This window comes from Gluconacetobacter dulcium, assembly GCF_014174165.1.
Lineage (GTDB): Bacteria > Pseudomonadota > Alphaproteobacteria > Acetobacterales > Acetobacteraceae > Gluconacetobacter > Gluconacetobacter dulcium.
Genome location: NZ_JABEQN010000011.1, coordinates 1 through 25488, shown reverse-complemented (window position 1 = coordinate 25488; position 25488 = coordinate 1). Strand labels below are relative to the sequence as shown.

The 25488-nt window shown below is 66.8% G+C and carries 27 protein-coding genes, 1 tRNA gene and 1 pseudogene; 18 read left to right on the top strand and 11 right to left on the bottom strand.

Going from position 1 to position 25488, the window contains the following annotated elements; translation table 11 throughout:
- Positions 1–6 precede the first annotated feature (6 nt).
- Positions 7–2727 carry a glycosyltransferase gene (locus HLH25_RS10170; RefSeq protein WP_310889089.1) on the top strand — a complete coding sequence of 907 codons (2721 nt, stop codon included), beginning with the start codon at positions 7–9 and terminating at the stop codon, positions 2725–2727.
- On the opposite strand, the gene HLH25_RS10165 is transcribed toward HLH25_RS10170, so the two are convergent.
- Entirely contained in the window at positions 2636–3556 is a 921-nt protein-coding gene (locus tag HLH25_RS10165) for a rhamnan synthesis F family protein (protein WP_182973954.1), read from the bottom strand. The genes HLH25_RS10170 and HLH25_RS10165 overlap by 92 nt on opposite strands.
- A 248-nt stretch (positions 3557–3804) precedes the next feature.
- On the opposite strand from HLH25_RS10165, the gene HLH25_RS10160 reads away from it, so the two are divergent.
- Positions 3805–4074: an HU family DNA-binding protein gene (locus tag HLH25_RS10160; RefSeq protein ID WP_114729562.1), complete on the top strand. Its 270-nt coding sequence runs from the start codon at positions 3805–3807 to the stop codon at positions 4072–4074.
- A gap of 466 nt (positions 4075–4540) precedes the next feature.
- On the opposite strand, the gene HLH25_RS10155 is transcribed toward HLH25_RS10160, so the two are convergent.
- From HLH25_RS10155 to HLH25_RS10135, 5 genes are all read right to left on the bottom strand, one after another.
- Positions 4541–4615 (bottom strand) — tRNA-Gln (locus HLH25_RS10155).
- 76 nt (positions 4616–4691) lie between these two features.
- Entirely contained in the window at positions 4692–5342 is a 651-nt protein-coding gene (locus HLH25_RS10150) for a TetR family transcriptional regulator (protein ID WP_182974039.1), read from the bottom strand.
- A 104-nt stretch (positions 5343–5446) separates the two neighbouring features.
- Entirely contained in the window at positions 5447–6277 is an 831-nt protein-coding gene (gene proC / locus HLH25_RS10145; protein WP_182973953.1) for a pyrroline-5-carboxylate reductase, read from the bottom strand.
- Entirely contained in the window at positions 6274–6777 is a 504-nt protein-coding gene (locus HLH25_RS10140; protein ID WP_114729564.1) for a type III secretion system chaperone family protein, read from the bottom strand. Before HLH25_RS10140 ends, proC begins: the two co-directional genes overlap by 4 nt.
- Before the next feature lie 191 nt (positions 6778–6968).
- A complete protein-coding gene (locus HLH25_RS10135; RefSeq protein ID WP_182973952.1) occupies positions 6969–7292 on the bottom strand; it encodes an accessory factor UbiK family protein in 324 nt (107 codons plus the stop codon).
- Positions 7293–7563: 271 nt separating this feature from the next.
- Between HLH25_RS10135 and rfaD the strand changes: the two genes are divergently transcribed.
- From rfaD to HLH25_RS10065, 14 genes and pseudogenes are all read left to right on the top strand, one after another.
- On the top strand, positions 7564–8544 hold the full coding sequence (gene rfaD / locus HLH25_RS10130; RefSeq protein WP_182973951.1) for an ADP-glyceromanno-heptose 6-epimerase: 981 nt from the start codon (positions 7564–7566) through the stop codon (positions 8542–8544).
- 43 nt (positions 8545–8587) lie between these two features.
- Positions 8588–9436 carry a prolipoprotein diacylglyceryl transferase gene (lgt, locus tag HLH25_RS10125; protein WP_182973950.1) on the top strand — a complete coding sequence of 283 codons (849 nt, stop codon included), beginning with the start codon at positions 8588–8590 and terminating at the stop codon, positions 9434–9436.
- Positions 9433–10467: a class I SAM-dependent methyltransferase gene (locus HLH25_RS10120; protein ID WP_310889090.1), complete on the top strand. Its 1035-nt coding sequence runs from the start codon at positions 9433–9435 to the stop codon at positions 10465–10467. Before lgt ends, HLH25_RS10120 begins: the two co-directional genes overlap by 4 nt.
- 14 nt (positions 10468–10481) lie before the next feature.
- Positions 10482–11306: a peptidoglycan editing factor PgeF gene (gene pgeF, locus HLH25_RS10115; protein ID WP_182973949.1), complete on the top strand. Its 825-nt coding sequence runs from the start codon at positions 10482–10484 to the stop codon at positions 11304–11306.
- Positions 11303–12277 (top strand): hypothetical protein, encoded by a 975-nt coding sequence (locus HLH25_RS10110; protein WP_182973948.1) that lies wholly within the window; start codon positions 11303–11305, stop codon positions 12275–12277. The genes pgeF and HLH25_RS10110 overlap by 4 nt, the downstream gene beginning before the upstream one ends.
- A 119-nt stretch (positions 12278–12396) precedes the next feature.
- Positions 12397–13377, top strand: coding sequence for a ribose-phosphate pyrophosphokinase (locus tag HLH25_RS10105; protein ID WP_182973947.1), 981 nt, complete (start codon positions 12397–12399; stop codon positions 13375–13377).
- An 84-nt stretch (positions 13378–13461) separates the two neighbouring features.
- On the top strand, positions 13462–14058 hold the full coding sequence (locus tag HLH25_RS10100; protein WP_182973946.1) for a histidine phosphatase family protein: 597 nt from the start codon (positions 13462–13464) through the stop codon (positions 14056–14058).
- Between the two features lie 112 nt (positions 14059–14170).
- Positions 14171–14812 (top strand): 50S ribosomal protein L25/general stress protein Ctc, encoded by a 642-nt coding sequence (locus HLH25_RS10095; protein WP_182973945.1) that lies wholly within the window; start codon positions 14171–14173, stop codon positions 14810–14812.
- A gap of 36 nt (positions 14813–14848) precedes the next feature.
- A complete protein-coding gene (pth, locus tag HLH25_RS10090) occupies positions 14849–15427 on the top strand; it encodes an aminoacyl-tRNA hydrolase (RefSeq protein WP_182973944.1) in 579 nt (192 codons plus the stop codon).
- Positions 15427–16521 carry a redox-regulated ATPase YchF gene (gene ychF / locus HLH25_RS10085; RefSeq protein ID WP_182973943.1) on the top strand — a complete coding sequence of 365 codons (1095 nt, stop codon included), beginning with the start codon at positions 15427–15429 and terminating at the stop codon, positions 16519–16521. Before pth ends, ychF begins: the two co-directional genes overlap by 1 nt.
- A 236-nt stretch (positions 16522–16757) precedes the next feature.
- Positions 16758–18008 carry a glutamate-5-semialdehyde dehydrogenase gene (locus HLH25_RS10080; protein WP_246401992.1) on the top strand — a complete coding sequence of 417 codons (1251 nt, stop codon included), beginning with the start codon at positions 16758–16760 and terminating at the stop codon, positions 18006–18008.
- 2 nt (positions 18009–18010) lie between these two features.
- Positions 18011–18553: pseudogene (locus HLH25_RS10075) on the top strand (nicotinate-nucleotide adenylyltransferase); the annotation flags it as partial.
- A 204-nt stretch (positions 18554–18757) separates the two neighbouring features.
- A complete protein-coding gene (rsfS, locus tag HLH25_RS10070) occupies positions 18758–19219 on the top strand; it encodes a ribosome silencing factor (protein ID WP_220791775.1) in 462 nt (153 codons plus the stop codon).
- A gap of 14 nt (positions 19220–19233) precedes the next feature.
- Entirely contained in the window at positions 19234–19689 is a 456-nt protein-coding gene (locus tag HLH25_RS10065; RefSeq protein WP_174788004.1) for a 23S rRNA (pseudouridine(1915)-N(3))-methyltransferase RlmH, read from the top strand.
- A 220-nt stretch (positions 19690–19909) separates the two neighbouring features.
- Here the strand turns inward: HLH25_RS10065 and HLH25_RS10060 are convergent, their stop codons facing one another.
- The 4 genes from HLH25_RS10060 to HLH25_RS10045 all read right to left on the bottom strand — a co-directional run bounded on the left by HLH25_RS10060 (position 19910) and on the right by HLH25_RS10045 (position 23096).
- Complete coding sequence (locus HLH25_RS10060) at positions 19910–20659, bottom strand: CHAP domain-containing protein (RefSeq protein ID WP_182973941.1); 750 nt, start codon at positions 20657–20659, stop codon at positions 19910–19912.
- Between the two features lie 312 nt (positions 20660–20971).
- Positions 20972–21322, bottom strand: coding sequence for a RidA family protein (locus HLH25_RS10055; RefSeq protein WP_182973940.1), 351 nt, complete (start codon positions 21320–21322; stop codon positions 20972–20974).
- A gap of 71 nt (positions 21323–21393) precedes the next feature.
- Positions 21394–22026, bottom strand: a complete 633-nt coding sequence (locus HLH25_RS10050; RefSeq protein WP_182973939.1) for a nucleotidyltransferase family protein — start codon at positions 22024–22026, stop codon at positions 21394–21396.
- Positions 22023–23096 carry an XdhC family protein gene (locus HLH25_RS10045; RefSeq protein WP_182974036.1) on the bottom strand — a complete coding sequence of 358 codons (1074 nt, stop codon included), beginning with the start codon at positions 23094–23096 and terminating at the stop codon, positions 22023–22025. The genes HLH25_RS10050 and HLH25_RS10045 overlap by 4 nt, the downstream gene beginning before the upstream one ends.
- A 179-nt stretch (positions 23097–23275) precedes the next feature.
- Here HLH25_RS10045 and HLH25_RS10040 point away from each other — a divergent pair, with 179 nt between their 5' ends.
- Together HLH25_RS10040 and HLH25_RS10035 are read left to right on the top strand one after the other, a co-directional pair.
- Entirely contained in the window at positions 23276–23956 is a 681-nt protein-coding gene (locus HLH25_RS10040) for an MBL fold metallo-hydrolase (protein WP_182973938.1), read from the top strand.
- 32 nt (positions 23957–23988) lie between these two features.
- Positions 23989–24504, top strand: coding sequence for a DUF192 domain-containing protein (locus tag HLH25_RS10035; protein WP_182974035.1), 516 nt, complete (start codon positions 23989–23991; stop codon positions 24502–24504).
- A gap of 561 nt (positions 24505–25065) precedes the next feature.
- Here the strand turns inward: HLH25_RS10035 and HLH25_RS20005 are convergent.
- On the bottom strand, positions 25066–25488 hold a 423-nt coding region (locus HLH25_RS20005), incomplete at its 5' end, for a hypothetical protein (RefSeq protein ID WP_220791772.1).

The following is a 25488-nucleotide window of genomic DNA, read 5'->3' as shown; positions in this document are numbered from 1 at the left end:
CGGCGCGTGGACGGCTCCGCTTCCAGCCTGCCTCTCGCCGGCGACCGGGGCATCGGGCAGGCCGGCATGCGGCTTCAGGCGGTTCGCGCGGCGGATCTGCGGGCGGAACTCGACCAGTTGCGCCATCTGATGGCGATGCAGGATCGGGCGCTGACCGGCCGTTTTCTGCGGGTGGCGCGGATGATCCGGGCGGCTACGCGCGGGCGCGATCCGTTCGGCCGCCCGCTGAGCGAAGCGATCGTGCGGCTGTGGGGCCGGATCGGGCGTGACGGGGTCGGGCCGGCGCTTGGATATGTCGGGCGCGCGCTTTTTCCGCGCGGGGAGGTTGGGCCGGCAGGGGCGCGGGACGGCGACGCGGCGTTGCCGGTGGCGCCGGTCGCGTGGACGCCCATGATCCTGATCATCGCGGAACTCAGCCTGAGCCAGTGTGCGAAATATCGTGTCTGGCAGCGGGTGGAGCAGATGCGTCTGCTGGGCTGGGACTGCCGGGTGGTGGATTGGCGGCATACGGCCGATGCGCTGGGCGCGTTGCAGTTCTGTTCCGGCGTGGTGTTCTATCGTGTGCCGGCTTTCGCCTCGGTCCAGGTCATGCTGGAGGAGGCGCGGCGTCTGGCTGTTCCCTCCTGGTGGGAAGTCGATGATCTGATCTTCGACCGTGACCTTTATGCCCGCAACGGCAATCTTGCGATGCTGACGAAACAGGAGCGCGCGCGGCTGCTGTTCGGGGCGGGACTGTTCCGTGCCTGCATGCTGGGGTGCCGCCGGGGCATTGCCTCCACGCCCGTCCTGGCGCAGGTGATGCGGGATGCCGGGGTGCGGGACGTCGGGGTTATCGAGAACGCGCTTGATGCGGAAACGATGGATGCCGCGCGTTCCGCGCGGCTGAGCCTGCCGCCACGGGCGGAGGCGGAGGGTGATGGGCCGGTCGTCGTGATCTACGGGTCGGGCACCCGTACGCATGATGCCGATTTTCTTGCCGCGGCGCCTGGGCTGATGGCGGCGATGGCGGAAAATCCCCGGCTGGTGCTGTGGATTGTCGGGGAACTGGCGCTGCCGCCCGCCATGCGGGCGATGGGCGAGCGGGTGGTGGTTCTGGCCGGACGGTCCTATGCGGATTATCTGGCGCTGATGGCGCGCGCGGATATCGCGATCGCGCCGCTGGAAGACAGCGTCTTCAATGATGCCAAGAGCAATATCAAATATCTGGAAGCCGCCGCGGTGGGCGTGCCGCTGGTCTGTTCGCCCCGGCGGGCTTTTGCCGATGTGATCGTTGACGGGCAGACCGGCTTGCTGGCCAGGACGGATGCGGAGTGGACGCGCGCGATACTGGCGCTGGCGGCGGATGGGGCGTTGCGGCGGGAGATGGGCGCGCGGGCGCGAGGCGATGTCGGTGCGCGCTATGCCCCCGCGCGCGTGGCGGAGACCCAGTTGCGGGCCGTGTTCGGTGCCCCGCCGCCGGTTGCGCAGGACGGGCGGCTGCGTGTGCTGTGCGTGAATGTCTATTACCCGCCACGGGCTTTCGGCGGGGCCACGCATGTCGCCGTGGAGATGGTCGAGCGGCTGCGGGCCAGTGGGCGGGTCGCGTTGTCGGTTTTCACCACGCGGCCGGGGGGTGTGTACGATCCCGATCGTCCGGCGGCGGCGATGCGGTACGACCAGGACGGCGTGCCGGTGGTGGCGGTGGACCTGCCGTCCACGGCAGACCCGATCATGATGTTTCATCATCCGGCGGCTGCCGCGCTGTTCGCGCAGCATGTCGCGGCGTTCCGGCCCGATGTGGTCCATTTTCATGCCACCCAGGGGTTGGGCGTGGGGCTGGTCGATGTGTGCCGGGAGAGGAATATTCCTTATGTAATCACGCTTCATGATGCCTGGTGGCTGTGCGACAGGCAGTTCATGGTGCGTGAGGACGGGCGCTTCTGCGGGCAGAAGCGCATCGACCTGCGTGCCTGCCAGCGATGCCGGCCGGATGCGCGGCATCTGGAAGATCGCGCGGCGTTGGCGGGTGCCGCCCTGCGGGATGCCGCCCTTCTGCTCAGCCCGAGTGCCACGCATCGGGACCTGCATCTGGCCAACGGTGTCGATCCTGCGCGGATCGTCGTGCATCGCAACGGCTTCCGCTGGCCCGTGACGCCCAGGACGCGGCGGCCGGAGGGGGCGCCGCTGCGGTTCGGGTATGTCGGAGGGGTCGAGGCGGTGAAGGGGTATCCGCTGGTTCGCGCGGCGTTCGAGGCCCTGGAGCGTGGAGACTGGGTGTTGCGGCTGGTGGACGGCAAGACGGTGCTGGGCATGAACACCGTCGAAATGTCCGACTGGCGGGTGCGGGGCACCGTCGAGGTGATGCCGGCTTATGACAGTGCGACGATCGACGCTTTTTTCGACTCCATCGACGTGCTGCTGTTTCCGTCAAGCTGGCCCGAGAGCTATGGCCTGACGGTGCGCGAGGCGCTGGCCCGCGATGTCTGGGTGATCGCATCGGCGCCGGGCGGGCAGGCGGAAGACATCGTTGCCGGCGTGAACGGCACATTGATCGGGCTGACGGCCGATGTGGACGCGCTTGTGGCGGCGGTGACGGAGCTTCTGGACCGGCCGGACCGGCTGGCGGGGCATGTCAATCCCTGCAAGAGCCAACTGGTTACGTGGCAGCAGCAGGCGGTGACGTTGCTGGAACTGTTGCGGACCGCCGCCAACGCATGGCCCGCAGGATTGCCGGCCGGTCGCGGCTGATCAGGAGAAACAGCAGCCGGATTTTCCAGCCGGCCATGGCGGCGGACGCGGGGCGGCCGCGCAGGGCGTCGTCGATCCAGGCGGCCGGAAAATGATCGCGCGTTGCCAGGAGGTCGCGCCATGCGCCGATCCAGCCGATGCCGCAGGGATTGTCGCGCAGAAGTTCGATCTTGATGAAGGGGCAGTCGGGCGAGCGCGCGATCGACAGCCAGTCGACATGCATCGGATTGACGGGAACGAGGCGGCGCGGCCCTCTTGCATCGTCTCTCCAGGCTGCGGCCACGTGCAGGCCCGCCGCGCGGATGGCCGTGCCCAGGCCCAGTTCGCCGTGCAGGATGATTTCCGGTTTGGTCATCTCGGTGAACGGGAGGGCCAGCACGCGCTGGACCGCCGGGCGGGCGAGCGCGTCGGCGCTGAAGCACAGGAACCACGATTGAAGATGCCAGACGGGATGACGGGATTCGACCAGACCCCAGACATCGGCGGGGCACGCCATGATCCGCTCCAGGATCGGTGCCAGAGGATTCAGCGGGCCGAATACGCTGTCATTCGCGAACAGGACCCTGTCGGCGCCCCTGGCGCAGCCGGCGGACAGAAGATGCTGCCAGGCGCCGAAATCCAGGCCGCGATTGGGCCGTGTATGAGGGACGATGCCGTGATCGGCGCAGAAACGGGCGATATCGGGTGCGATATGGTGGGCGCCCGAGAGTGCGAGATGCACCGTCATGCCGCAGGCGGCGAGTTCGGCCAGATAATGACGGGTGTGGACGCGCAGCAGGCCCGCCGGATCGTACTGGGCGAACAGGCAGGTGATGCGGGGCCGGGTCATCGGACGAAAAGCGGTGCGCGTCCGTTATCATTCACCGTCTGTTGTCCAGTTTTCCGCGAAATCGGGCAGTTTCGGGAAGGGGTGGCTATTTCGCTGTTCATGTCAGCAAGAATCTCCATGCATTGAAGAATTTTGTGGCATAAGGTTTAACAGCGCGCTAAAAGCCGCGACCGCTGTTTCGGAGCGTCGCAACGGTTTCGGCCCGTCGCGGATGTATTTCCAGGACCTGGCAGGAGAAGAGAGAGCACATGAGCAAAGCCTTTATTGCAGCCGTTATTCAGGATTCGATCGACTGCACCGGCGTCGCCGCCAACCAGGCCGCGTCCGACCTGATGGCTGCCATCGTCAAGGAACTGAAGAAGGAAGGCGGATTCACCCTGCCGTCTTTCGGGACGTTCACGGTCAAGAAGACCAAGGCGCGCAAGGCGTTGAACCCCCGCACCGGCGAGCCGGTGAAGGTGAAGGCCGGCAAGACCGTTCGTTTCAAGGCCAGTCCGAACCTCAAGAAGGCGGTCTGATCCGTCTGGGGATTCGTCTGGGCCATGGCTGCCAGCGGCCGTGGCCCGCCCCCGTGACGCGGGTGTGACCCCCCGCGACGCGGATGTGGCAAAGACTGCTTTCGCCGGGTGATCGGGGAAAGTGTGCCGGGTCTGTTCTTCAGATCTCCGGTATCGACGCGGCGATGGCGTCGCCTGTGCCGGACGTGGCCGTGATGACGGCCCGCCGGGAACGATTCTGGAAATTTCGAGCCTATGTCTTCCTGATTGTGAAATCGGGATGCGCGCGCTGGTTGCCGTTCCGGTCAGGAACAGGAATGGCGGGGTGACGACCTGATTGCGCGGGCGATCGTTCCATATCATGTTTCTTTTCAGAAACAATATGATAAGGCTGTGTTTCTGGCGTGGAGAGGCCCTGTGCGGAGGTGTCCGCCCGTGTCTTCACCGGGAAGGGGCCGGCAGGGGCTGGGCTCTTATAGTGTCGGTTTGGCTGGGGCGGGAGGACTCGAACCTCCGAATGGCGGAATCAAAATCCGCTGCCTTACCACTTGGCTACGCCCCATTGGACCGGATCGTGTCGGCCTCGTCCTTCTAGAGGGAAGGATGGGGCCGCGTAAAGAGGGTTCCTGCGTCGGGGGTTACAGTTGGTCCGACAGAGGATCGAGCGGCAGGTCGATCGAGGGGTCGATCGGGTCCATGCTCTGCCCGGTCTCCGCCGTGGCGGCGCCGCGCCGTGCGAGCATGGTGCCCAGGCGGCCGGCGCGGTCCAGCGCCTGGTCGAGGGCGGCCATTGTGCGCGACATGTCTTCGGTGTCGTCGCGCTCCCACGCCCGCATCGTGTAGGCCCAGACGCCGATCAGACCCTGGAGGCGCAGGACGCCCGCGGGGCCGGAGAGGTCGAGGCCCGCGGCGCCGGCCATCCAGCGCATGCTCTCCGTCGTCGTGGCGCCCAGGAACAGGGCCAGCGCGGGATCGAACGGCAGGGCGCGCATGACGGCGCGGACGCCCTCGCGATATTGTTGCAGGACGTCGAAACGGCGCATCAGCACGTCGAACAATTGTTCGCGCACCGTGCCGGTGCTGCCGTCATCGACCAGGGCCGATTCGTCGGCCAGCCGGCCCAGTTTCAGCAGAATGGCGGTCTTGACCGGAAAGCGGCGCCGGGCCTCGTCCAGCGGCACGCCGGCGTCGCGCGCGGCGTCGACGACGGTCAGCCGTCCCCAACCGTAAAGTGCGGCGCGCTCCATGGCGGCGCGAAGCAGGGCATCGTCGAACTGATCGTTATCCATAAGCTTTCTGACGGTCATCTGGTCTGTGGCCCGATCCGGCCGATCCGGAAGGCTTGGTCCTCATTGCGGTTAAATTACGGCGCAGGGGCGTGCAAGTTCGTCGCTCAGGATGCCAGTTCGTGCGCGCGGTGGGCGGCGGCGGCGATTGCCGCCTCCATTTCCGCCGGCCAGGCCGACGGCGCCATCAGGACATCCAGCGCCTTCTGGGTCGTGCCGCCGGGGCTGGTGACGCGGCGGCGCAGTTCCGCCGCGTCGAGACCCGACTGTTCCATCAGCGCGCCGGCGCCCGAGACGGTGCGCCGGGCGATCTGCCTGGCCAGGCCGGCCGGCAGGCCCTGGGCGATGCCGGCCTGTTCCATCAGTTCGGCCAGCAGGAAGACATAGGCGGGGCCGCTGCCCGAGACGGCGGTGACGGCGTCCATCTGCCGCTCTTCCGCCACCCAGGCCACGTCGCCCACCGCCGAGAGCAGGCGGGTGCAGAGGGCGCGGTCGGCCTCGGTCGCGGCGGGGGGGGCGAAGCAGACGGTCATGCCCTGGCCGACGGCGCTGGGCGTGTTGGGCATGGCGCGGATGACGGTCGCGCCGGGGGCGCCGGCGGCGGCGAGGGCGGCGGTGAGGCCGCCGACCGTCTTGCCGGCCATGACCGACAGGACCGGCGCGTGGCGGGCGAAACGCGCGATGGACGGCAGGATGTCCGCCGCCTTCTGCGGTTTCGTCGCCAGGACGATCAGGGCGGGGGTGAAATCGTCCGGCAGGTCGGCGGCCTGCCGGACGACCGTGTGCGGGGCGGGAATGTCGTCGCGGTGCCGGTCGAGGATGACGGACGGGGCCAGCCCGTCCGCCTGCCAGCCGGCCAGCATCGCCCCGCCCATCTGCCCGCATCCGACCAGCAGCAGCGGGGGGAGCGGGGCGGGCGGAGTCTTTTCGTCGGTCATGCTTCGCCTGCGCAGTCGAGCATGGCGGCTTCCAGCGCCTCGGTGGGGGTTTTGCCGCCCCACAGGACGAACTGGAAGGCGGGATAGAAGCGCTCGCATTCCGTGATGGCGATGTCGATCATGTCTTCCAGGCTTTCCATCGATGCGCCGGGGGCGCCGCGCAGCAGGACGGCGTGACGAAACAGCGGCATGCCGCTTTCCAGATCCATGCCGAAATGGCCGATCCACAACCGCTCGTTGGCCAGGGCCACCAGTTCGAACAGCGCGCGGCGCTGCTGGTGAGGCACCTTGAGATCGAACGTGCAGGTGAAGTGCATCGCGCTGACTTCGCGCGACCAGGAGAAATACAGACCGTAGTCGCACCATTTCCCTGGGGCCTCGGCGGCCATTTCCGAATCGTTGCGGCGTTCGAACGCCCATTCGTATCCGCCGACGATCTGTTCCATCAGGTCGAGCGGGTTGGCGTCGTGCTTGGAAGTGGAGATGGAGAGGGCAGGCATGTGGGACTCCCCTAGGCCGTGGAGGGAGGGGGCCGGCGTCGTGCGTCGGACCCCGAACGTCTGCAAACCGGACCATGTGTCATTCCCGCCACGGGTGGGAATGTGGTCACACCCCAACCCTATGGGCGGTCTGGCCATGCTGGCAAGCGCGGGCGTATGCGTGCGGGCGATCGAGACGAAAAAATGCGCGTTCAGGCGTAATTGCTGAACGACCCGCCCGGCGGCTCGGGGGCCGGAAACGGCGCGTTGGGGGCGATGACGGCTTCCAGCGTGGCGACTCGTGCTTCCAGCGCGGCCAGCCGGGCGTCGGACTCTTCCTGCGCGGCGCGGGCGCGGGCGGCGAGCTCGCGCACGACCTCGAATTCCTCGCGCCGGACCAGGTTGAGCGACGACAGGGCTTCGTCGACCCGCACGCGGACGATGGCGCCGACCTCCTCGCGCACGCCTGCCAGGGCCGAGAGCGCGCCGCCGGCGACACCGGCGAGATCATCAAAAAAGCGTGGCCTGTCGGACATGGCGGGTCCTCCTATGTTCACTGCCGGGTCTGTGCCCGCACCCGCCGGAGGGAGCGCGGACCGAGGGATCGCATGCGCAGCATATAGACAGTCCGGTGCCGCAAGGCCATCCGGCAATGCGAAAGGCGGGCTTGCGGCGCGGGGGCCGGGGCGGGTTGAGACTGTCCATCGGAGTGCCGGAGAGGCTGTCTGCAATCCGCTCTGGTGGCGATCCGAAGCGCAGTCCGCACAGCCTCTTCGAACGTGGCGCGATCTGTTTTATAGAGACGGCATGATCATCATCACCGGTGGAGCCGGTTTCATCGGCTCGTGTCTACAGGCGGCGCTTCGGGCGCGGGGCGAGGAGACGGTGATCGTCGACTGGCTGGGAACGGGCGACAAATGGCGCAATGTGGCGCGCCATGCGCCCGATCGGCTGGTGGCCCCCGAGGCGCTGGACGCCTTTCTGGACAGCCGGCCCGACGTGTCCGCCGTGCTGCATATGGGGGCGATCAGCGAGACCACCGCCCGCGACGGCGATCTGGTCTGGCGCACCAATGTCGATCTGTCGACGCGGCTGTGGCAGTGGTGCGCGCGGGAAGGGGTGCGGTTCATCTATGCGTCCTCGGCCGCCACCTATGGCGCGGCCGACCGGCCCGAGCAGTTTTCCGACGATCCGGCGGGGCTGGAGGCGTTGCGGCCGCTGAACCTGTATGGCTGGTCGAAACATGTGTTCGACCGCCACGTGCAGGCGTGGACGGCCGGAAACGAGCCCGCGCCGGCGCAGTGGGCCGGGCTGAAATTCTTCAATGTCTATGGGCCGAACGAATACCACAAAGGTGGCATGGTCTCGGTCGTGAAGGTGAAATACGACGAACTGATGCGCGGCGGGCCGGCCACGCTGTTCCGCTCGAACGTGCCCGGCCTGGCGGACGGGGCGCAGGCGCGCGACTTCATCTGGGTGGGGGATGTGGTCAATGTCATGCTGTGGCTGCTGGACAATCCGCATGTCGGCGGGCTGTTCAACTGCGGTACCGGGGTGGCGCGGACCTATCTGGATCTGGCCCATGCGGTGTGCGACGCGGCCGGCGTGGCCCGGCAGGTGGCATTCGTGGACATGCCCGAGGCGCTGCGCGGGCATTATCAATCCTATACCTGCGCCGACATGACGCGGCTGCGCGCGGCGGGGTATATTCGGCCGTTTACGTCGCTGGAGGACGGGGTCCGCCGCTACGTGCATGATTACCTCGCCACCGCCGACGCCTATCTGTGACGTTCGCCCGGTTCCTGCCCCCCTCGACGTCGAAGGACGCCGCATGCTGCCTGTACTGATCTTTCCGCAATTCGATCCGGTCATGGTGCATGTGGGGCCGCTGGCCATCCGCTGGTACGCCATGGCCTATATCACCGCGCTGCTGGTGGGCTGGCGGCTGGTGCGCCATCTGGTCACGCTGACGCCGCGCGCCGGTACGCCCGAGCAGGTGGATGATTTCCTGACCTGGGCCACGCTGGGCGTCGTGCTCGGTGGGCGGCTGGGCTACATCCTGTTCTATCAGCCGCAGGTCTATCTGGCGCATCCGCTGGCCGCGTTGCAGGTGTGGCATGGCGGGATGTCGTTCCATGGCGGGGCGCTGGGGGTGGTGGTGGCGCTGGCGCTGTTCGCCCGGCACAACGGGCTGAGTTTCCTGGCCTTTTCCGACCGGGTGACCATCGTGGTGCCGATGGGGCTGGGGTTGGGGCGGATCGCGAACTTCATCAACGGGGAATTGTGGGGGCGGGCCGCGCCGGCCGACCTGCCGTGGGCGATGATCTTTCCGCAGGCGGGGCCGGAGCCGCGTCATCCTTCCGAACTCTATGAGGCGTTGCTGGAAGGCGCGGTGCTGTTCACCGTCATGTGGCTGGTGGCGCGCCACGAGCGGATTCGCGAGCGGCCGGGCTTTCTGGCCGGGCTGTTCCTGTTCGGCTATGCGCTGGCGCGCAGCTTCTGCGAGTTTTTCCGCGAGCCGGACGCCTTTATCGGGTTCCTGCCGTTCGGGACCACGATGGGGCAGCTTCTGTGCATTCCGATGGCGATTGCCGGTGCCGGGCTGATGGCGCAGGCGATGCTGAAGCCGCCCTGCCCGGTCCTGATGCCGGCCGAGGCCGTGAAAGGCGAGCATTCGTGAGCGGTGCCGCGCCGGAACGGCTGGACCGGTTCATGGCGCGGGCCAATGCGGCCTATTATGCCGGGCGGGACCCGTTTGCGGACTTCATCACCGCGCCCGAGATTTCGCAGATGTTCGGCGAGATTCTCGGGGCGTGGGTGGCCGTGACCTGGCAGGGGATGGGACGGCCCGATCCGTTCATCCTCGCCGAGGCCGGGCCGGGGCGCGGGACGCTGATGGCCGACATGACGCGGTTGCTGGCGCGGGTGGCGCCCGATTGCCATGGCGCGGCGCGCGTGCATCTGGTCGAGACCTCGCCCCGTCTGTGCGACGTGCAGCGTGCGGCGCTGGCGGGGCGGACGGCGCATCCGGTGGCGTGGCATGAGACGATCGCGGCGCTGCCCGACGGGCCGATGATCCTGCTGGCCAATGAATTTCTCGATGCCTTGCCGATCCGGCAGTTCGTGCGGACCGAGGCGGGCTGGGACGAGCGGTTCGTGGATGGGGTGGGGTTCGTGACGCTGCCGGCGGTGGACCTGCCGGAAGGGCCGTTCGACCGGCCGGTGCCCGAGGGCGAGATCCTGGAGTGCTGCCCCGACGCGCTGGGTGTGGCGCGGCTGGTGGCGGCTCGGTTCGCCCGGTCGGTCGGTACGGCTTTGTTCATTGATTATGGGTATGACGGCGCGTTGTGGGGCGACACATTGCAGGCGCTGCGCGATGGCCAGCCGGCCTGGCCGCTGGCCGATCCGGGACTGGCCGACCTGACGGCGCATGTTGATTTTGCGGCTTTCGCGCGTGCGGCAACGGGGGCGGCGTGTCATGGCAGCGTGACGCAGGGGGCGCTGCTGGCGGAACTGGGTCTTTTCGCGCGGGCCGGACAACTGGCGCGCAACCGGTCGCCGGTCGAAGCCCACGCCATTCAGGATGCCGCCCAGCGGCTGGCGGCGCCGGACCGGATGGGGCGGTTGTTCAGGGCGCTGGCGGTGACATCGCCGGGATTGCCGGTGCCGCCGGGTTTTGCCGTCGCGCCCGCCGGCGGGGACGCACGGTGAGGAGGGAGGACGCCATGAGCCAGGAGGATATCGTGCGGGAGGCCGGGACGATTCCGTCTGCCGCGATCCTGCGGCATGGGCTGCTGGATGGCGTGCCGCATGGATTCTTTACCCGGCAGGGCGGGGTGTCGCAGGGGCCTTATGCCAGCCTGAACTGCTCGACCCGTTCGGGCGACGATCCGGCGGCGCTGGCGGAAAACCGGCGGCGGGTGGCGCGGGCCATCGGCGTGGCGCCGGCGCATTTGCTGGGCGTGACGCAGGTGCATGGCGATGGGGTGGTGACGGTGACGGCGCCCTGGCCCGTCGGGCAGGGGGCGGCGGCCGATGCGATGGTGACCGATCGGCCGGGGCTGGCGCTGGGGGTGATTACCGCCGATTGCGGGCCGGTACTGTTTGCCTCGGCGGACGGTCGGGTGGTGGGCGCGGCGCATGCCGGCTGGCGCGGGGCCGTGGGCGGCGTGCTGGAAGCCACGCTGGCTTCCATGGCGGCGCTGGGGACGGCGGCCGCGCAGGTGCGGGCGGTCGTCGGCCCCTGCATCGGGCTGGACAGTTACGAGGTGGGGGCCGACATGCGCGCGCAGGCGCTGGCGGCCGATCCGGCGGCGGAAGCGTTCTTTCACGCCGGTCGGCGGGTGGAGCATTTCCAGTTCGATCTGGCGGGGTATTGCGTGGCGCGCCTGCGGGGAGCGGGGGTCGGCGAGGCGGTGGCCCTGGGGGTCGATACGCTGGCCGACGCGGCACGGTTCTTCAGCCATCGGCGCCGGACGCTGGCGGGGGGCGGGCCGATCGGGCACCAGATTTCGGTCATCGCGCCGGCTGGTGCTACAGGTCTGGCATGATTTGCGTGTTTCCCCTTCGTCGTCTCGCCGGGCTGGCCGGTGCGGCCGGTCTGCTGCTCCTGTCCGGGTGTCTGGACGTGCCGCATCCGTTTCGCGATCCGGGGCAGGTCGGGCGGTCGCTGGCCCGGAATGCACCGCCCGCGCGGCTGGCGATTCCGCTGCCGGCGGCGGCGCTGCTGACCGATGCCGCCGCGCGGGAGTGGAGCCGCGACATGGCCGCCGCCCTGCTGGAACAGACCGTGCCGGCGATGGCCCAGCCCGTGCGGCCCGGCGACTGGTGGTTGCGGCTGGGCGCGGAGACGCGGGGCGGCATGGTGGTGCCGACCTACAGCATCATGACGCCGGCCGGCGTGGTGCGGAACGCGGGTGAGGGCGTGGGGGTGCCCGCTGCCGCCTGGGCTGCCGGCGACGTGGAGGCGCTGCGTGGGTCGGCGCGCCAGCTTGCGCTGGCGATCGCGGGGGCGCTGACGGGGATTCAGGCCGACCAGATGGCGCTGGACCCGCACAGCCTGAAGCATCGTGCGGCGCGGGTCTATTTCTCCGGGGTGAAAGGGGCGCCGGGGGACGGGAATGTGGCGCTGGCCCAGGCGTTCGTGGGCGCGCTGCGGGATGCCGAGGATGCGGTGCAGGACAATCCGCGCGATGCCGATTTTACCGTCTCGTGCGTGGTGACGGTCAGCGAGGTCATTCCCGGCGGTTCCGGCCATCCGCAGCAGCATCTGCAACTGGTCTGGCGGGTGGTGGATGCGCAGGGCAAGGAATCGGGGGCGGCCACGCAGCTTCACGATATCGACGCCCATTCGCTGGACGGCCATTGGGGCGAAGTCGCGCTGGCCGCCGCGCAGGAGGCGGCGGGTGGGGTGCGGCAGGTGATCTCGCGCTATTCGGGGCGGGACAATGCGCCGTTGCCGCCGCCTGCCGGGACGCAGGCGGGTGCGCCTTCTGTGGCGAAGGGGCAACGGTCGGGCTGATCCCGCGCCTGCGGCATGGCCGGCATGCGTGATCGATACGCGAGACGGATGACAGGACGGGGCGCGGTTGCTAGAACCCGCGCGCCAGCCATGAGTGCGCCTTCCGGGAGCGTTGCCAGATGAAGATCGTCGCCTGTAACAGCAATTTGCCCCTGGCCGAGAAGGTGGCGGCGGAATTGCGGATGCCGCTGTGCAACGCGTCGGTCCGGCGTTTCGCGGACATGGAAGTCTTCGTCGAGATCCATGAGAACGTGCGCGGCGAGGATGTGTTCGTCATCCAGAGCACCTGCTCGCCGACCAATGACAACCTGATGGAACTGCTGATCATGCTCGATGCGCTGCGTCGCGCATCGGCCCGTCGGGCCACGGCGGTGATACCCTATTTCGGCTATGCGCGGCAGGATCGTAAATCCGGCTCGCGTACGCCGATCAGCGCCAAGCTGGTGGCCAACCTGCTGGTCGAGGCTGGGGTAAATCGCGTCCTGACGATGGATCTGCATGCGATGCAGATCCAGGGATTCTTCGATATTCCGGTGGACAATCTTTACGCTGCGCCGCTGTTTACGCGCGATATCAAGGGGCGGATCGAGCCCGGTTCGCTACCGTACGCGGCGCCTGCTCTGGATATCCCCGGTGGCTTCGAGAACCTGATGATCGTTTCGCCCGATGTCGGTGGCGTGGTGCGGGCGCGGCAACTGGCGCAGCGGCTGAATGTCGATCTGGCCATCATCGACAAGCGGCGCGAGCGGGCGGGCGTGTCCGAAGTGATGAACGTGATCGGCGATGTGCGCGGCCGCTACTGCATTCTGGTCGACGATATCGTCGATAGCGGCGGTTCGTTGTGCAACGCCGCCGTGGCCCTGATGAACCAGGGTGCGGTGGCGGTTGAAGCCTATGTGACCCATGGTGTGCTGACCGGCAGTGCTGTGTCGCGCGTCGCACAGTCGCCGATTCGCATGCTGACTCTGACCGACAGCATTGCCGCGACCGAGGCCGTGGCGAAGGCGGAGAATATCCGCCAGATCAGCACGGCCGACCTGCTGTCGCGCGCCATGCGGGCGATATCGGACGAAAGCTCGGTCTCCTCGCTGTTCGATTGAGCGGCTGAGGGTGCCTCCCCCGGATTGACCGGGGAGAGGGGGACGACCTATCGGGGGTGGATGAACCGACAGGAGCTTCCGGATATGACCAAGCTGATCGCCCGGCCTTACTGGTATCTGCGTCATGGCGAGACGGACTGGAACGCCGAGGGGCGGTCGCAGGGGCGGTCGGACATTCCCCTGAATGCGCGGGGCATCGCCCAGGCGGAGGCGGCCGGCGCGCTGTTGGCCCGCGATGAAGCCGCTTATGCGCCGATCGCGCGGATCGTGGCGTCACCGCTGGTCCGCGCCCTGCGCACGGCGCAGATCGTGGCGCAGGCGATGGCCGCGCCGGGTGGGCACCCGTTGCCGGTCGCGGTGGATGACGGGTTGCAGGAGGTCTGTTTCGGCGACCAGGAAGGCCAGCCGATGGGCCATTGGTACGATAGCTGGATCGCCGGCGACTACACGCCGAACGGGGCCGAGCCGTTCGCTGAATTGCGGGCCAGGGCCGTGGCGGCGGTCAATCGCGCGCTGGATGGCGAGGGGACGGTGCTGATCGTCTGCCATGGCGCGATGTTCCGTGCCCTGCGATCGGCGATGGGGCTGCCGGCCAATGTGCGCCTGCCCAATGCCACGCCGCTGTGGGTTCGGCCGCCGGCTGCGGCCGATGCGGCGTGGAGCCTGGACGAGATGGGCTGATCGCGCGGCCGTCTGGCGCCGAAATATTTGCTTCGGTCGGGCTTTTCCGTTACACGCCCCCACGCGCGGGCACCCCTGGAGGCCTGCGTGAACAGGTTTTCAGGAGCAGAACGTGACCCAATTTACGAAACTTGAGGCTTCTTCGCGCGCGAAGGCTGGTAAGGGGGCAGCGCGCGCGACGAGGCGTGCCGGTCAGGTGCCGGCCGTTATCTATGGTGCGAAGCAGGAACCGACGCTGATCGGCCTCGACCCCCGTCTGGTGCTGCGTGAGATGCACAAGGGCGGCTGGCGTTCGCGCGTGTACGACATCACCGTCGATGGCGCGTCGACCACTGCCCTGATGCGCGACGTGCAGTTGCACCCGGTGACCGACCAGCCGGTGCATGTCGACTTCCAGCGTCTGGCCGCCGGCGAGCGCGTGCATGTCGAAGTGCGCATCGTCTTCACCGGTGAAGAGAAGTCGCCCGGCATCAAGCGCGGTGGCGTGCTGAACATCGTCCGCCACAGCGTGGATGTCAGCGTCGATCCGGCGAACATCCCCGATGCCTTCACCGTGGACCTGTCGCAGCTCGACATCCATGACAACGTGCGCTGGGATGATCTGGCGGGTACGGAGAACGTGACCCCCGTTCTGCAGATCCCGAACTTCGTGATCGCCACCGTTGCGGCGCCGACCGTCGACGACACGGCCCCGGCGGAAGTCGCTGCCGCTCCGGCGGCGAAGGCTCCGGCGAAGGGGCCGGCGAAGAAGTAAGAACGGACCTGACGGCCAGACGACAGGGAAAAGGCAATGCTGCTCTGGACCGGGCTCGGTAATCCTGAGCCGGGAATGAGCCGGCATCGGCACAATGTCGGTTTCATGGCCGTCGACCGCATCGCGCTCCGCCATGGCTTTACGCCATGGCGGAAACGCTTTCGCGGCGAGGTGGCCGAAGGGCGGGTCGGTGCGCACAAGGTGCTGCTGCTCAAGCCCATGACCTACATGAACCTTTCGGGCGAGAGCGTTCAGCAGGCGGCGGCCTTCTACAAGATACCAGTCGATTCCATCACCGCCTTTCATGACGAGCTGGATCTGGCGCCCGGTCGGGTGCGGGTGAAGCGCGGAGGCGGCGCGGCGGGGCATAACGGCCTGCGCTCGATGGACAGGATGCTGGGGAGCCAGGACTATTGGCGTGTACGTCTCGGCATCGGGCACCCTGGTGTGCGCGAGCGTGTGACGGGCCACGTTCTGGGTGATTTTTCGAAAAGCGATCAGGACTGGCTGGAGCCGATGCTCGACGGCCTGTCCGACACGGCGCCGGTCCTTGCGGACGGGAAGCCCGAACTGTTCATGACCAAAATGGCGATGCTGGCCGGGGAGAAGGGCTGATGGGGTTCAATTGCGGTATCGTGGGCCTGCCGAATGTCGGCAAGTCGACCCTGTTCAACGCCCTGACCGAGACGGCTTCGGCCCAGGCAGCGAATTATCCGTTCTGCACCATCGAGCCCAATGTGGGCCGGGTGGCGGTGCCTGACCCTCGGCTGGAAAAGCTGGCGGAGATCGGCAAGTCGCAGAAGATCCTGCCGACCAGTCTGGAATTCGTCGATATCGCCGGCCTGGTGCGCGGGGCCTCGCGCGGGGAGGGGCTGGGCAACCAGTTCCTGGCCAATATCCGTGAGGTGGATGCGATCATCCACGTTCTGCGCTGTTTCGAGGATGACGACATCACGCATGTCGAAGGCGGGGTCGATCCGATCCGTGATGCCGAGATCATCGAGACGGAACTGATGCTGGCCGATCTGGACTCGCTGGAGAAGCGGATCGTCGCCCTTCAGAAGAAGGCGAAGGGCAATGACCGCGAGGCCGCTGCCCAGGTCGCGCTGATGGAGCCGCTGATCGCGGCCCTGCGCGAGGGGCAGCCGGCGCGTACGGCGATTCCCGCCGGGCAGGAAGAGGCGGTGCGTCGCCTGCAACTGATGACCAGCAAGCCCGTGCTGTATGTCTGCAATGTCGAGGAAGCGTCGGCCGCCACCGGCAATGACTTCTCGAAGAAGGTGCAGGCGCGCGCGGAGACTGAAGGTGCGGCCGTCGTTGTCGTTTCGGCGGCGATCGAGGCGGAAGTCAGCCAGTTGGGGGCGGAGGATCGCAAGGAATTTCTTGAGGGGCTGGGTCTGGCCGATAGCGGCCTGGATCGGGTGATTGCCGCCGGTTACGGGCTGCTGGGGCTGCGAACCTATTTCACGGTTGGCCCGAAAGAGACCCGTGCCTGGACGATTACGGCCGGCACGCGCGCGCCGCAGGCTGCGGCCGTGATCCATAACGATTTCGAGCGGGGGTTCATCGCCTGCGAGACGGTCGCCTATGAGGATTACGTTCGTTACCAGGGCGAGGCTGGTGCCAAGGAAGCCGGCAAGCTGCGGATCGAAGGGCGGGATTATGTGGTGCAGGATGGCGATGTTCTGCTGTTCCGCTTCAATGTGTAAGGGGGTCTTCTTTTTCTGAAGAAAAAGAAGCAAAAAGACTTTTGATCTGTTCAGGGGCGTCGCGTGTCCCCAGCACAAGGCTCCTGAACGGATGAAAGTTTTTTGGTTCTTTTTTTCAAAAAAGAACGGGAAATGATCGCCCGGCTTTTTCTCCCCTTGCCCTCGCCGGGCGGACGGTTCGAAAATGATCCGTTATCGAGGCAGGGAGGCCGGTCATGAACGCAGTGACATCCGTCATGGAAGAGTGGGCCCCGGCCATGCCGACGCTGGGTGCGCGGGCGCGTGAGGCGACCCGGATTCTGGCGCGGAGTTCTACCGAAACCCGGAATGCGGCCCTGCGCCATGCCGCCGCCGCGTTGCGTGAGCGGCAGGACGAGATCCTGGCGGCGAATGCGCTGGATCTTGAAGCCTCGACCGCGAGTGCGGCGTTTCGCGATCGGTTGACGCTGACCCCGGCGCGGGTCGAGGCGATGGCGGCGGGGCTGGAGGATGTGGCGAAGCTGCCCGATCCGGTCGGGCGGGTGCTGGCGGAGTGGACCCGGCCCAACGGGTTGCGGATCAGCCGGGTGGCGACGCCGGTTGGCGTGATCGGCATGATTTATGAAAGCCGCCCCAATGTCGGGGCCGATGCGGCGGGCTTGTGCATCAAGTCGGGCAATGCGGTGATCCTGCGCGGTGGGTCGGAAAGCCTGCATAGTGCGCGGGCGATTCATGGGGCGATGGCGGCGGGCTTGCGGGCTGCCGGCCTGCCGGAGGCGGCGGTGCAGATCGCGCCGGATGCCGATCGGCGCCATGTGGCGGATATGCTGGGGGCGGCGGGGCTGATTGATCTGATCATTCCCCGTGGTGGCAAATCGCTGGTCGAGCGCGTGCAGCGCGAGGCGCGGGTGCCTGTGCTCGCGCATGCCGAAGGGCTGTGTCACACCTATGTCCATGAAGCCGCTGATCCGGCGATGGCGCGGGGGGTGGTGGTCAATGCCAAGATGCGCCGCACGGGGATCTGCGGGGCGACCGAGACGCTGCTGATCGATGCCGCGGTGGCGCCGGCGCTGTTGCCGGGGATTGTTGCCGATCTGGCGGCGAAGGGGTGCGGCTTTCGGGCGGATGCGCGGGCGCGGGCGATTCTGCCGGACCTGCCGGCGGCCAGCGAGGCCGATTTCGCCACCGAATGGCTGGATGCGATTCTGTCGATCGCGGTGGTCGATGGTGTGGAGGATGCGCTGGCGCATATCGCGCGGTTTGGCAGCGCGCATACCGAGGCGATCGTGACCGAGGATGCCGAGGTCGCGGCGCGCTTTCTGAACGGCACCGACAGTGCGGTGGTGATGTGGAACGCCTCGACCCAGTTCTGTGACGGCGGGGAGTTTGGCTTCGGCGCGGAAATCGGTATTGCGACCGGGCGCTTCCATGCGCGTGGTCCGGTCGGGTTGGAGCAGCTGACGACCTTCCGCTACGAAGTGGTGGGGACGGGCCAGCAGCGTCCCTGATTGTGACATCGCTTCCGGTTTGGGGAGACGGGCGGCGGATTCGGGTCGGTCTTCTCGGGGGATCGTTCAATCCGGTTCATGTCGGGCATCTGCAACTGGCGCAGCGGGCGTTGCGGTTGTTGCGGCTGGATCAGGTCTGGCTGATGGTCTCGCCAGGGAATCCGCTGAAACCCGCCAGAGGGATGGCGCCGCTCGCGGAGCGGCTGGCCGGGGTGGCGGCGAAGGTCGATGGGCGGCGCATCATCGCGACCGATATCGAGCGGCATCTTGGCACGCGCTATACGGTCGATACGCTGGCGTTGCTGCGGCTGCGTTTTCCCAATGTGGAATTTGTCTGGCTGATGGGGGCGGACGGGCTGGCGGACCTGCCGCGCTGGCGGCGGTGGCGGCGCATGGTCTCGATGGTGCCGTTCGCGGTGTTGCCCCGGCCGCCTTACAATCCGGCGGCGCTTCGGGGGCAGGCGGCGCTGGCGCTTGGCCGTTGGCGGCGGCCGGCGCGGGAGGCGCCGGTCCTGGCCGAGTGCGCGCCGTGCGCCTGGGCCTTTCTTCCTGCCCCGCAGATCGGTATATCAGCAACGGAATTGCGTGCCACCGCGTTGGAGCGTGCGTTGGCGCCTCAAGGTGATCCCGCACAGAAAACATCAGGAGTAAGAGTCATCGCCAGGAAGCCTCCGGCCGATACGGGTACCACTCGTCGCACGGCACCCAAGAAGACAGCCGGCACGACCGGCAGAAAGACAACGGCCGGACTGGCCGCAGTGCCGGGTGCCGCGCGGGCGCCGGGTACGCCGCGCAAGAAGGCGGCCGTTGCCGGCCCCGGCAAGGCGGTGAACCGCGAACCGGCGGAAATCAGCAAGCTGGAAAAATATCTCTCGGTCATCACCGAGAGTCTGGCCGACGACAAGGGCGAGGAGATCGTGGTGCTGGACCTGACGGGGCGTGCGTCGTTCGCCGACCGGATGGTGATCGCCACCGGTATTGCCGATCGGCAGATTTCCGCCATGGCGACGCATCTGGAGCGCAAGCTGGGTGAGGCGGGACTGAAGCGGGTGCTGATCGAGGGGGCGAACGGTTCCGACTGGGTGCTGATCGATGCCGGCGACATCGTCGTGCATCTGTTCAAGACCGAGGCGCGGGCCCAGTACGGCCTGGAGCGCATGTGGGGGGCCGATCTCGACGTGCCGCCCGGCGGAGCGCCGGAAGCCGAGTAGGACGCGGTCCGATGATGCGGCTGATCGCTGTCGGGCGCATGAAGGACCGTGTGGATCGCGACCTGTTCCAGCGTTATGCCGAACGACTGACACCGAAGCTGGAGATGGTCGAGGTTGCGGAGGGTAGGGGGGCAGCCGCGGAAATCAAGCGGCGCGAAGGGCAGGCCCTGTTGTCCGCCCTGCCCGATCGGGCATTCGTCATTGCGATGGACGAGGGCGGGCGGGCGCATGCCAGCCTGGATTTCGCCCGGCATGTCGAGCGCTGGCTGGGCCTGTCGCGGCCGGTCTGCTTCCTGATCGGGGGGGCGGAAGGGCTGGACGGGCCGGTGCTGGCGCGGGCCGACGATACGCTTTCGCTTGGGCCTATGACGTGGCCGCACATGCTGGTGCGCGGTCTATTGGCCGAACAGCTTTATCGGGCGCGGGCGATCGCCTCGGGACATCCCTACCATCGCGCCGGACGCCCCTGAGAATCCTGCCTGGAAATGCGCGCTGGTGGCGATCCGACCCGTGTTTCCTGCGCTGCGGTGCTCACGGCCATTGAGGCCGCTCCGCTTCGATGCTCGGAAACACGCGACGGGCGCGCCGCTATGCGGCGCTCTCGCTCACCAGCCCACATTTCCAGGCAGGATTCTGGTGTGTGCGGTGGCTCAGGGAGTGTTTGAGAAAGGCTTTTTGTTGCCGCGCAGTTTAGCGAATGGAGCGGTTCGGGGCGTCTTCGCGGAAGGCGTGGCCGTAGGTCACGCGAGGCAGGCTCTCGGGAGCTTCAGCCACTTCGGTCGAGCGCATCGGATGACGCAGGTCGCTCGGGACGCTGTTGATGGTCTGCGGCACCGAACGCTCGCTGCTGGCGGTCATGATGCGGCCGCTGCTGTCCGGGCGGGAATAGATGAAGCCGTAGGTGGGATAGATGCTGCCGTAGGCCCCGTTATGGGCCAGGGCGACGCGAACCGCCGTCCAGTCATTGTTGGGCGAAACGTCGATTACCGACACGTTGCGGCTGATGCCGCGCTGCGCCCAGTGCGACTGGTCGATCACGATGGTGCGGCTGTCGACAACCTGGCGAACGACTGCGACATGGCCCAGCGGCATGCGTCGGTTGGCGCGGAAATTCAGGATGCTGCCGGATTCCGGGGCCGCGCCGCGGGCATAGACGCCGGCAGCGTTGTACCACCAGTTGGCCGCGTTTCCGCGCAGCACGACATCGGATGCCGACTTGGCGAAGGCCACGCACTGGATGACATGGCCGGCTTCGTGATGCCTGCCGCGACGGAACGCCACATGGTGCCCGTGCTGCACGGCATGTACCGCGTGAGCGGCATGTGCAGCATGATGAACCGACCGGCGCGTGTTCGCATCTGCGTTGGCGGAGAAGACGAGGCCCAGGGACGCCGCTGCTACAGAAAAGAGGAACGCACGTCCCAAACCACCTGCCCGCATCCTACAAGACCTCACACACTGTCGTTGCCCAACAGGGGTAGCAATGACACTGCAACCCTGACAAGACGGCGCCGCATTTCTCATGCGGCTTCGATGACATTTTCAGAAAACGGGATGTTTGGATTCAGAAAATAGGAATATATTCCTCATCGAAAAATGCAGACCACGGTTATTCAATGAAAAATGGAAAGTGTGGGGATGTGGGGAACAGAGGGGTCGGAGCCCCGGAAGGAGAATCGGAATCGGGACCCGTTGCATAAAAGTGACATCCGGCATGGCCGGCGGGCCCCGTTTCCGGGTAAATCGAAAGGCTTACTTGGTGCAGATCAGCATGATCTCGACCAGGACCTCCGGGCTGGCCATCGTGGCCTGGACGCAGGCGCGGGCCGGAGCGCCATCCTTCGGCAGCCAGGCGGACCACAGGACGTTCAGGGCGTCGCGGTCGGCGATGTCCTTCAGCCAGATCTGGGCCTGGAGCAGGCGGGTCTTGTCGGTGCCGTGCAGTTCCAGCGCTTCGTCGATCTGCTCCAGAATATCGCGGGTCTGGGCGGAGACGTCGCCCTTCAGGTCGCGCGCGACGAAACCCTGGGTGAACAGGAAGCCGTGATATTCCACGACCTTGGACAGGATCGCGTTCGGTTCCGTGCGGATGATCTTGCTCATTGGGGCCAGTCCTTCATGTTGGCGGCCACCGGGGCCGCGCATGCCCTTCTCCGACACCGGGTCGGGGCCAGTCAACCGCCCTGCGGTGGTCGCGACGCGGCGAACCGTTCGAGCCGGGCGGGGGTGTCGAAATCCTCATGGATCGTCTCGTCGGCCGGCACGATGGCTGTCTGTGCGCCGAGTGCACGGATCAGCGCGCCGGCGCCCCGGTCGCCCTCCAGGGTCATCAGTCTCGGGATCATCGTCCGGTCCCACAGGACGGGGTGACCTTGCCGTCCGTCGTGACTGGGGATCGTCACGGGCGGGTTGTCGTGCCGGTGGCGGGCGATCAGCCGGTTGATCAGGTCCGGGCGGAGGGTCGGCATGTCGCCCAGGCAGATCAGCACGGCTTCGGGTGGGGGCTCCGCGATCGCTTGCAGTCCCGCGCGCAGGCTGGCGGACAGACCTGTCGCATGGTCGGGCGCGATGATCGTGCTCAGCGGGCGGGCATAGGGCGCTTGGGCGGTGATCGCGTTCCGCAGATCTGTCGCGCGGTGGCCCAGCACGACCACGACGCGGTCGATCATGCTGGCGCACAGGGCGTGGAGGGTGCGGGCGATCATCGGCGTGCCGCTGGCATCGGCGGTCAGCAGCTTGTGGTGCGGGGCGGACCGTGACGATCGGCCGGCGGCCAGGACCAGAGCGATGACGGGGGCTGCGGTCATGTCCAGCCGGGGTGGCGGGCCAGCGCTGCGTCGCGGCGCACGGCCACGATCTCGGCCAGGATCGACAGGGCGATCTCGGGGGCGCCGATCGCGCCGATCGCCAGTCCGACCGGGCCGTGGATGCGGGCTGTCCGCTCGGGGCCGACCCCGTCTTCCGCCAGTCGCTCCAGGCGTGAGGCCTGCGTTTTGCGCGACCCGAGCGCACCTATATAGAAGGCGGGGCTCTCCAGGGCCGTGCGCAGGGTCGGGTCATCGAGCTTGGCGTCGTGGGTCAGGGTGACGATCGCGGTGTGGGTGTCGATGGCAAGAGAGTCCAGGGCCTCGTCCGGCCATTCGGTGACCAGTGTGATGCCGGGGAAGCGTTCCGGGGTGGCGAGTTGGGTGCGGGGGTCGATGACGGTTACCGCGAAGCCCATCGTCGTCGCCAGCGGTGCCAGGACCTGTGCGATATGGACCGCGCCGACGATCAGCAGCCGGTAGGGCGCCGTCAACAGATGCAGGAACCAGGATTCGTCGGCCGCGCCGGTGACGCGGCGGCTGCGGCCATCGCGGAATGACTGTTCCAGCGCCGGGAGCAGGTGTGGATCGATCGATCCGCCGACGGTGCCGGTCAACTCGCCCTGGGTTGTGCGGGTGACCAGCACATGGCGCATGTCGGAGAGGCGTGTCGCCAGTAATGCGGGTTTCCGCTGGTGCCGCAGATCGACCGCCGCGCGCAATATGGGCATGGGCAGGGTGCCGCCTGGGCCGACCGCTTCCACCAGCACGTCCAGTTCACCGCCGCAGGCCAGGCCGACCGACCAGGCCTGTTCCGATGTCACGCCATAAGACAGTAGATTGGGGCGGCCATCCTGCATCGCGGTCATGGCCGCATCGAAGACGGATGCCTCGACGCAGCCGCCGCTGACCGATCCTTCGATGCGTCCGTCGCTGTTGACTGCCATCATGCTGCCGGCCGGTCGGGGGGAGCTTCCCCATGTGGCGATGACGGTGGCCAGTGCCGCCGGCTGTCCGTTCTCGGCCCAGGCGATGGCCAGGTCCAGCGGGTCATGAAGGAGGGGCTGTGACATCATGCGCATCACTCTATCAGCGTGAATATAGACAGGCCAGCAGCCGTGCCGCAGGGCGGCCTTGCTCCGTCGGTCGTCGGCTCGTACACAACGGAAACCTCCGGCGTCTGGTTCGGGGCAGGGGTTGGAGCGTGGCCCTGGGTCCCGGCGCGCGGCGTGTAAGGCTAGGAGTCGCCATTATGTCGTTGTCTTCCACTCCTGATCTGGCCGGGCTGGAACTGGCCGTCGTGCCGGTCACCGCCTTCGGGCAGAATTGTTCGATCCTGTGGGATCCTGCCACGCGGCATGCGGTGGTGGTCGATCCGGGTGGGGATGTTCCGGTCCTGCTGCATGCCCTCGCGGCGCGTGATCTGACGGTGGATTGCATCCTGCTGACGCATGGTCATCTGGACCATGCGGGTGGAGCGGATGGGCTGCGCAATGAACTGGTTCGGCTTCAGGGCGGAACGGTGCCGATCATCGGGCCGGATGAGCGGGATGCGTTCCTGCTGTCCGATATCGCGGCGCAGGCGGCTCGATACGGGCTGACGGGCATGGGCAATGTGACGGTGGATCGCTATGTGACCGATGGCGAAAGCCTGCCGGTATTGGGGCGGTCGCTCGCGGTGCTGCATGTTCCCGGCCATACGCCTGGTCATGTGGTGTTCCATGACCCCAAGGCTGGTTTTGCCTTTGTGGGGGATACCTTGTTTCGCGGGTCGGTCGGACGCACCGATTTTCCTTATGGCAATGGTCCGCAGCTTATTCAGGCCATCGCGGATCGTCTGCTGCCGTTGGGCGATGCGGTGACGATTCTGCCCGGCCATGGCGACATGACCACGATCGGTGCCGAACGGCGCAGCAACCCGTTCGTGCGGTGATGTCGCCGACAAACAGAAGAGAGCAATGGATGATGTGGGATTTGCGCATGTGCGCCGCGGCGTGCGGCCTGGTTGTGGCGCTGGGCGGAGGGCAACTGATCGGGATCGCGCATGCCCAGGTCGGGGATGATGCGCCGACCAAGGCGCAGGCGGAACTGCCGCGTGAGAACCTGACGATCACGGGCGCGAACGGGACGAAGCACGTCTTCTCCGTCGAACTGGCCACGACCCCGCGCCAGCAGCGGGTCGGCGAGATGTTCCGGACGTCGGTGCCTGCCGATCGCGGCATGCTGTTCGTCTGGCCCTATCCGCAGCAGAGCGACATGTGGATGGAAAATACGCTGGTGTCGCTGGATATCGTCTTTATTGGCGAGGATGGGCGGATTTCGGCGATTGCCGAAAACGCCGTGCCGCAGAGTCTGGCGCGGATCAGCAGCCATGGGCCTGCGCGCGCGACGCTGGAATTGCAGGGCGGTGTGACCGAGAAGCTTGGCATCGTTGTCGGCGACAAGGTGGAGAGCAAGGCGCTTACAGCCCCAGTGGGCTGAGAGGCAGTCTACAAAGCCGCTCCGCTGGGAGCGGCATGCGTTTCCTGTGCTCCGGCGTGTCGGGTCATGCAAGCCTTGCCTGCGCCGGGGCCTGGGGGCACGCGGGGATGTTGCTGTCGTGCGAGACGGAAGGGTTTCAAGCAGCCGCATGTTCATCCGGATCAATGATCGCGATGCGGCGAATTGCGTGATCATGCATGAGGCGTGGGGTTGATTGCCGCCAGTGGGCATGGGGTCCAGCGGGCGATCTCGCGCGTTAGGCCGTGCTCCAGCAAGTGTTGCCGCGGTCTGTTGGAGTCGATTTCGCGATTCCGGTGATAGTCCTGATTCGGATTGATTGGTGACGCGATGTTGCGCGGCCTCAGAACCGGTGTCGTTGCTTCGTGCGGCATTGGGGCGGTCCTTGCGGCGGCCGAGGTGCCCGTTTCCATGATCGATCATCGGCGGGCTGAGGGCTCTGGCGGCGGGGCTGGTGCTCTGACATGCGGCTTTTCTCGGGCATGAGTCGGGTATCAAGACGACTTGGGACGACGCAGGGACGGGAAGTCCCGGAGTTCTGAGTCAACGACGCCATTTTTTTAATCGGGAAAAACCCCTGTTTTCTGCGCCTTGCGACGGATTTTGATGGGCGTGGACGAATTTTTTGTGGCTTTGGGTGAAAGTCGCCTGTTGACGGTTCTGAGGGTGGGGTGTAGATCGCTCTTCACCGCCGGGGCTGAGGTTCTTGACCTGGCGGTTTGGACCTGCTAGTTTCCTTGGCCCTGCTGGGTTGAGTGGATGGTTAGCAGAGGTCTTTGACAACAGAATATGGAATGGAAGGGATATGTTGGCGGCGTTCTGACGGCCTGCGGAAGTGGGTTGATTTGGGATTGGTTGATCTGGGTTTAGCCTGGGTTTGATTGATGCCTGCTTGGGACGCTGTGATGCATATTTCTTTGATTTATGCGTTTTTATAGCTTTCGAGTTTGATTGCTTGGGCCTTTG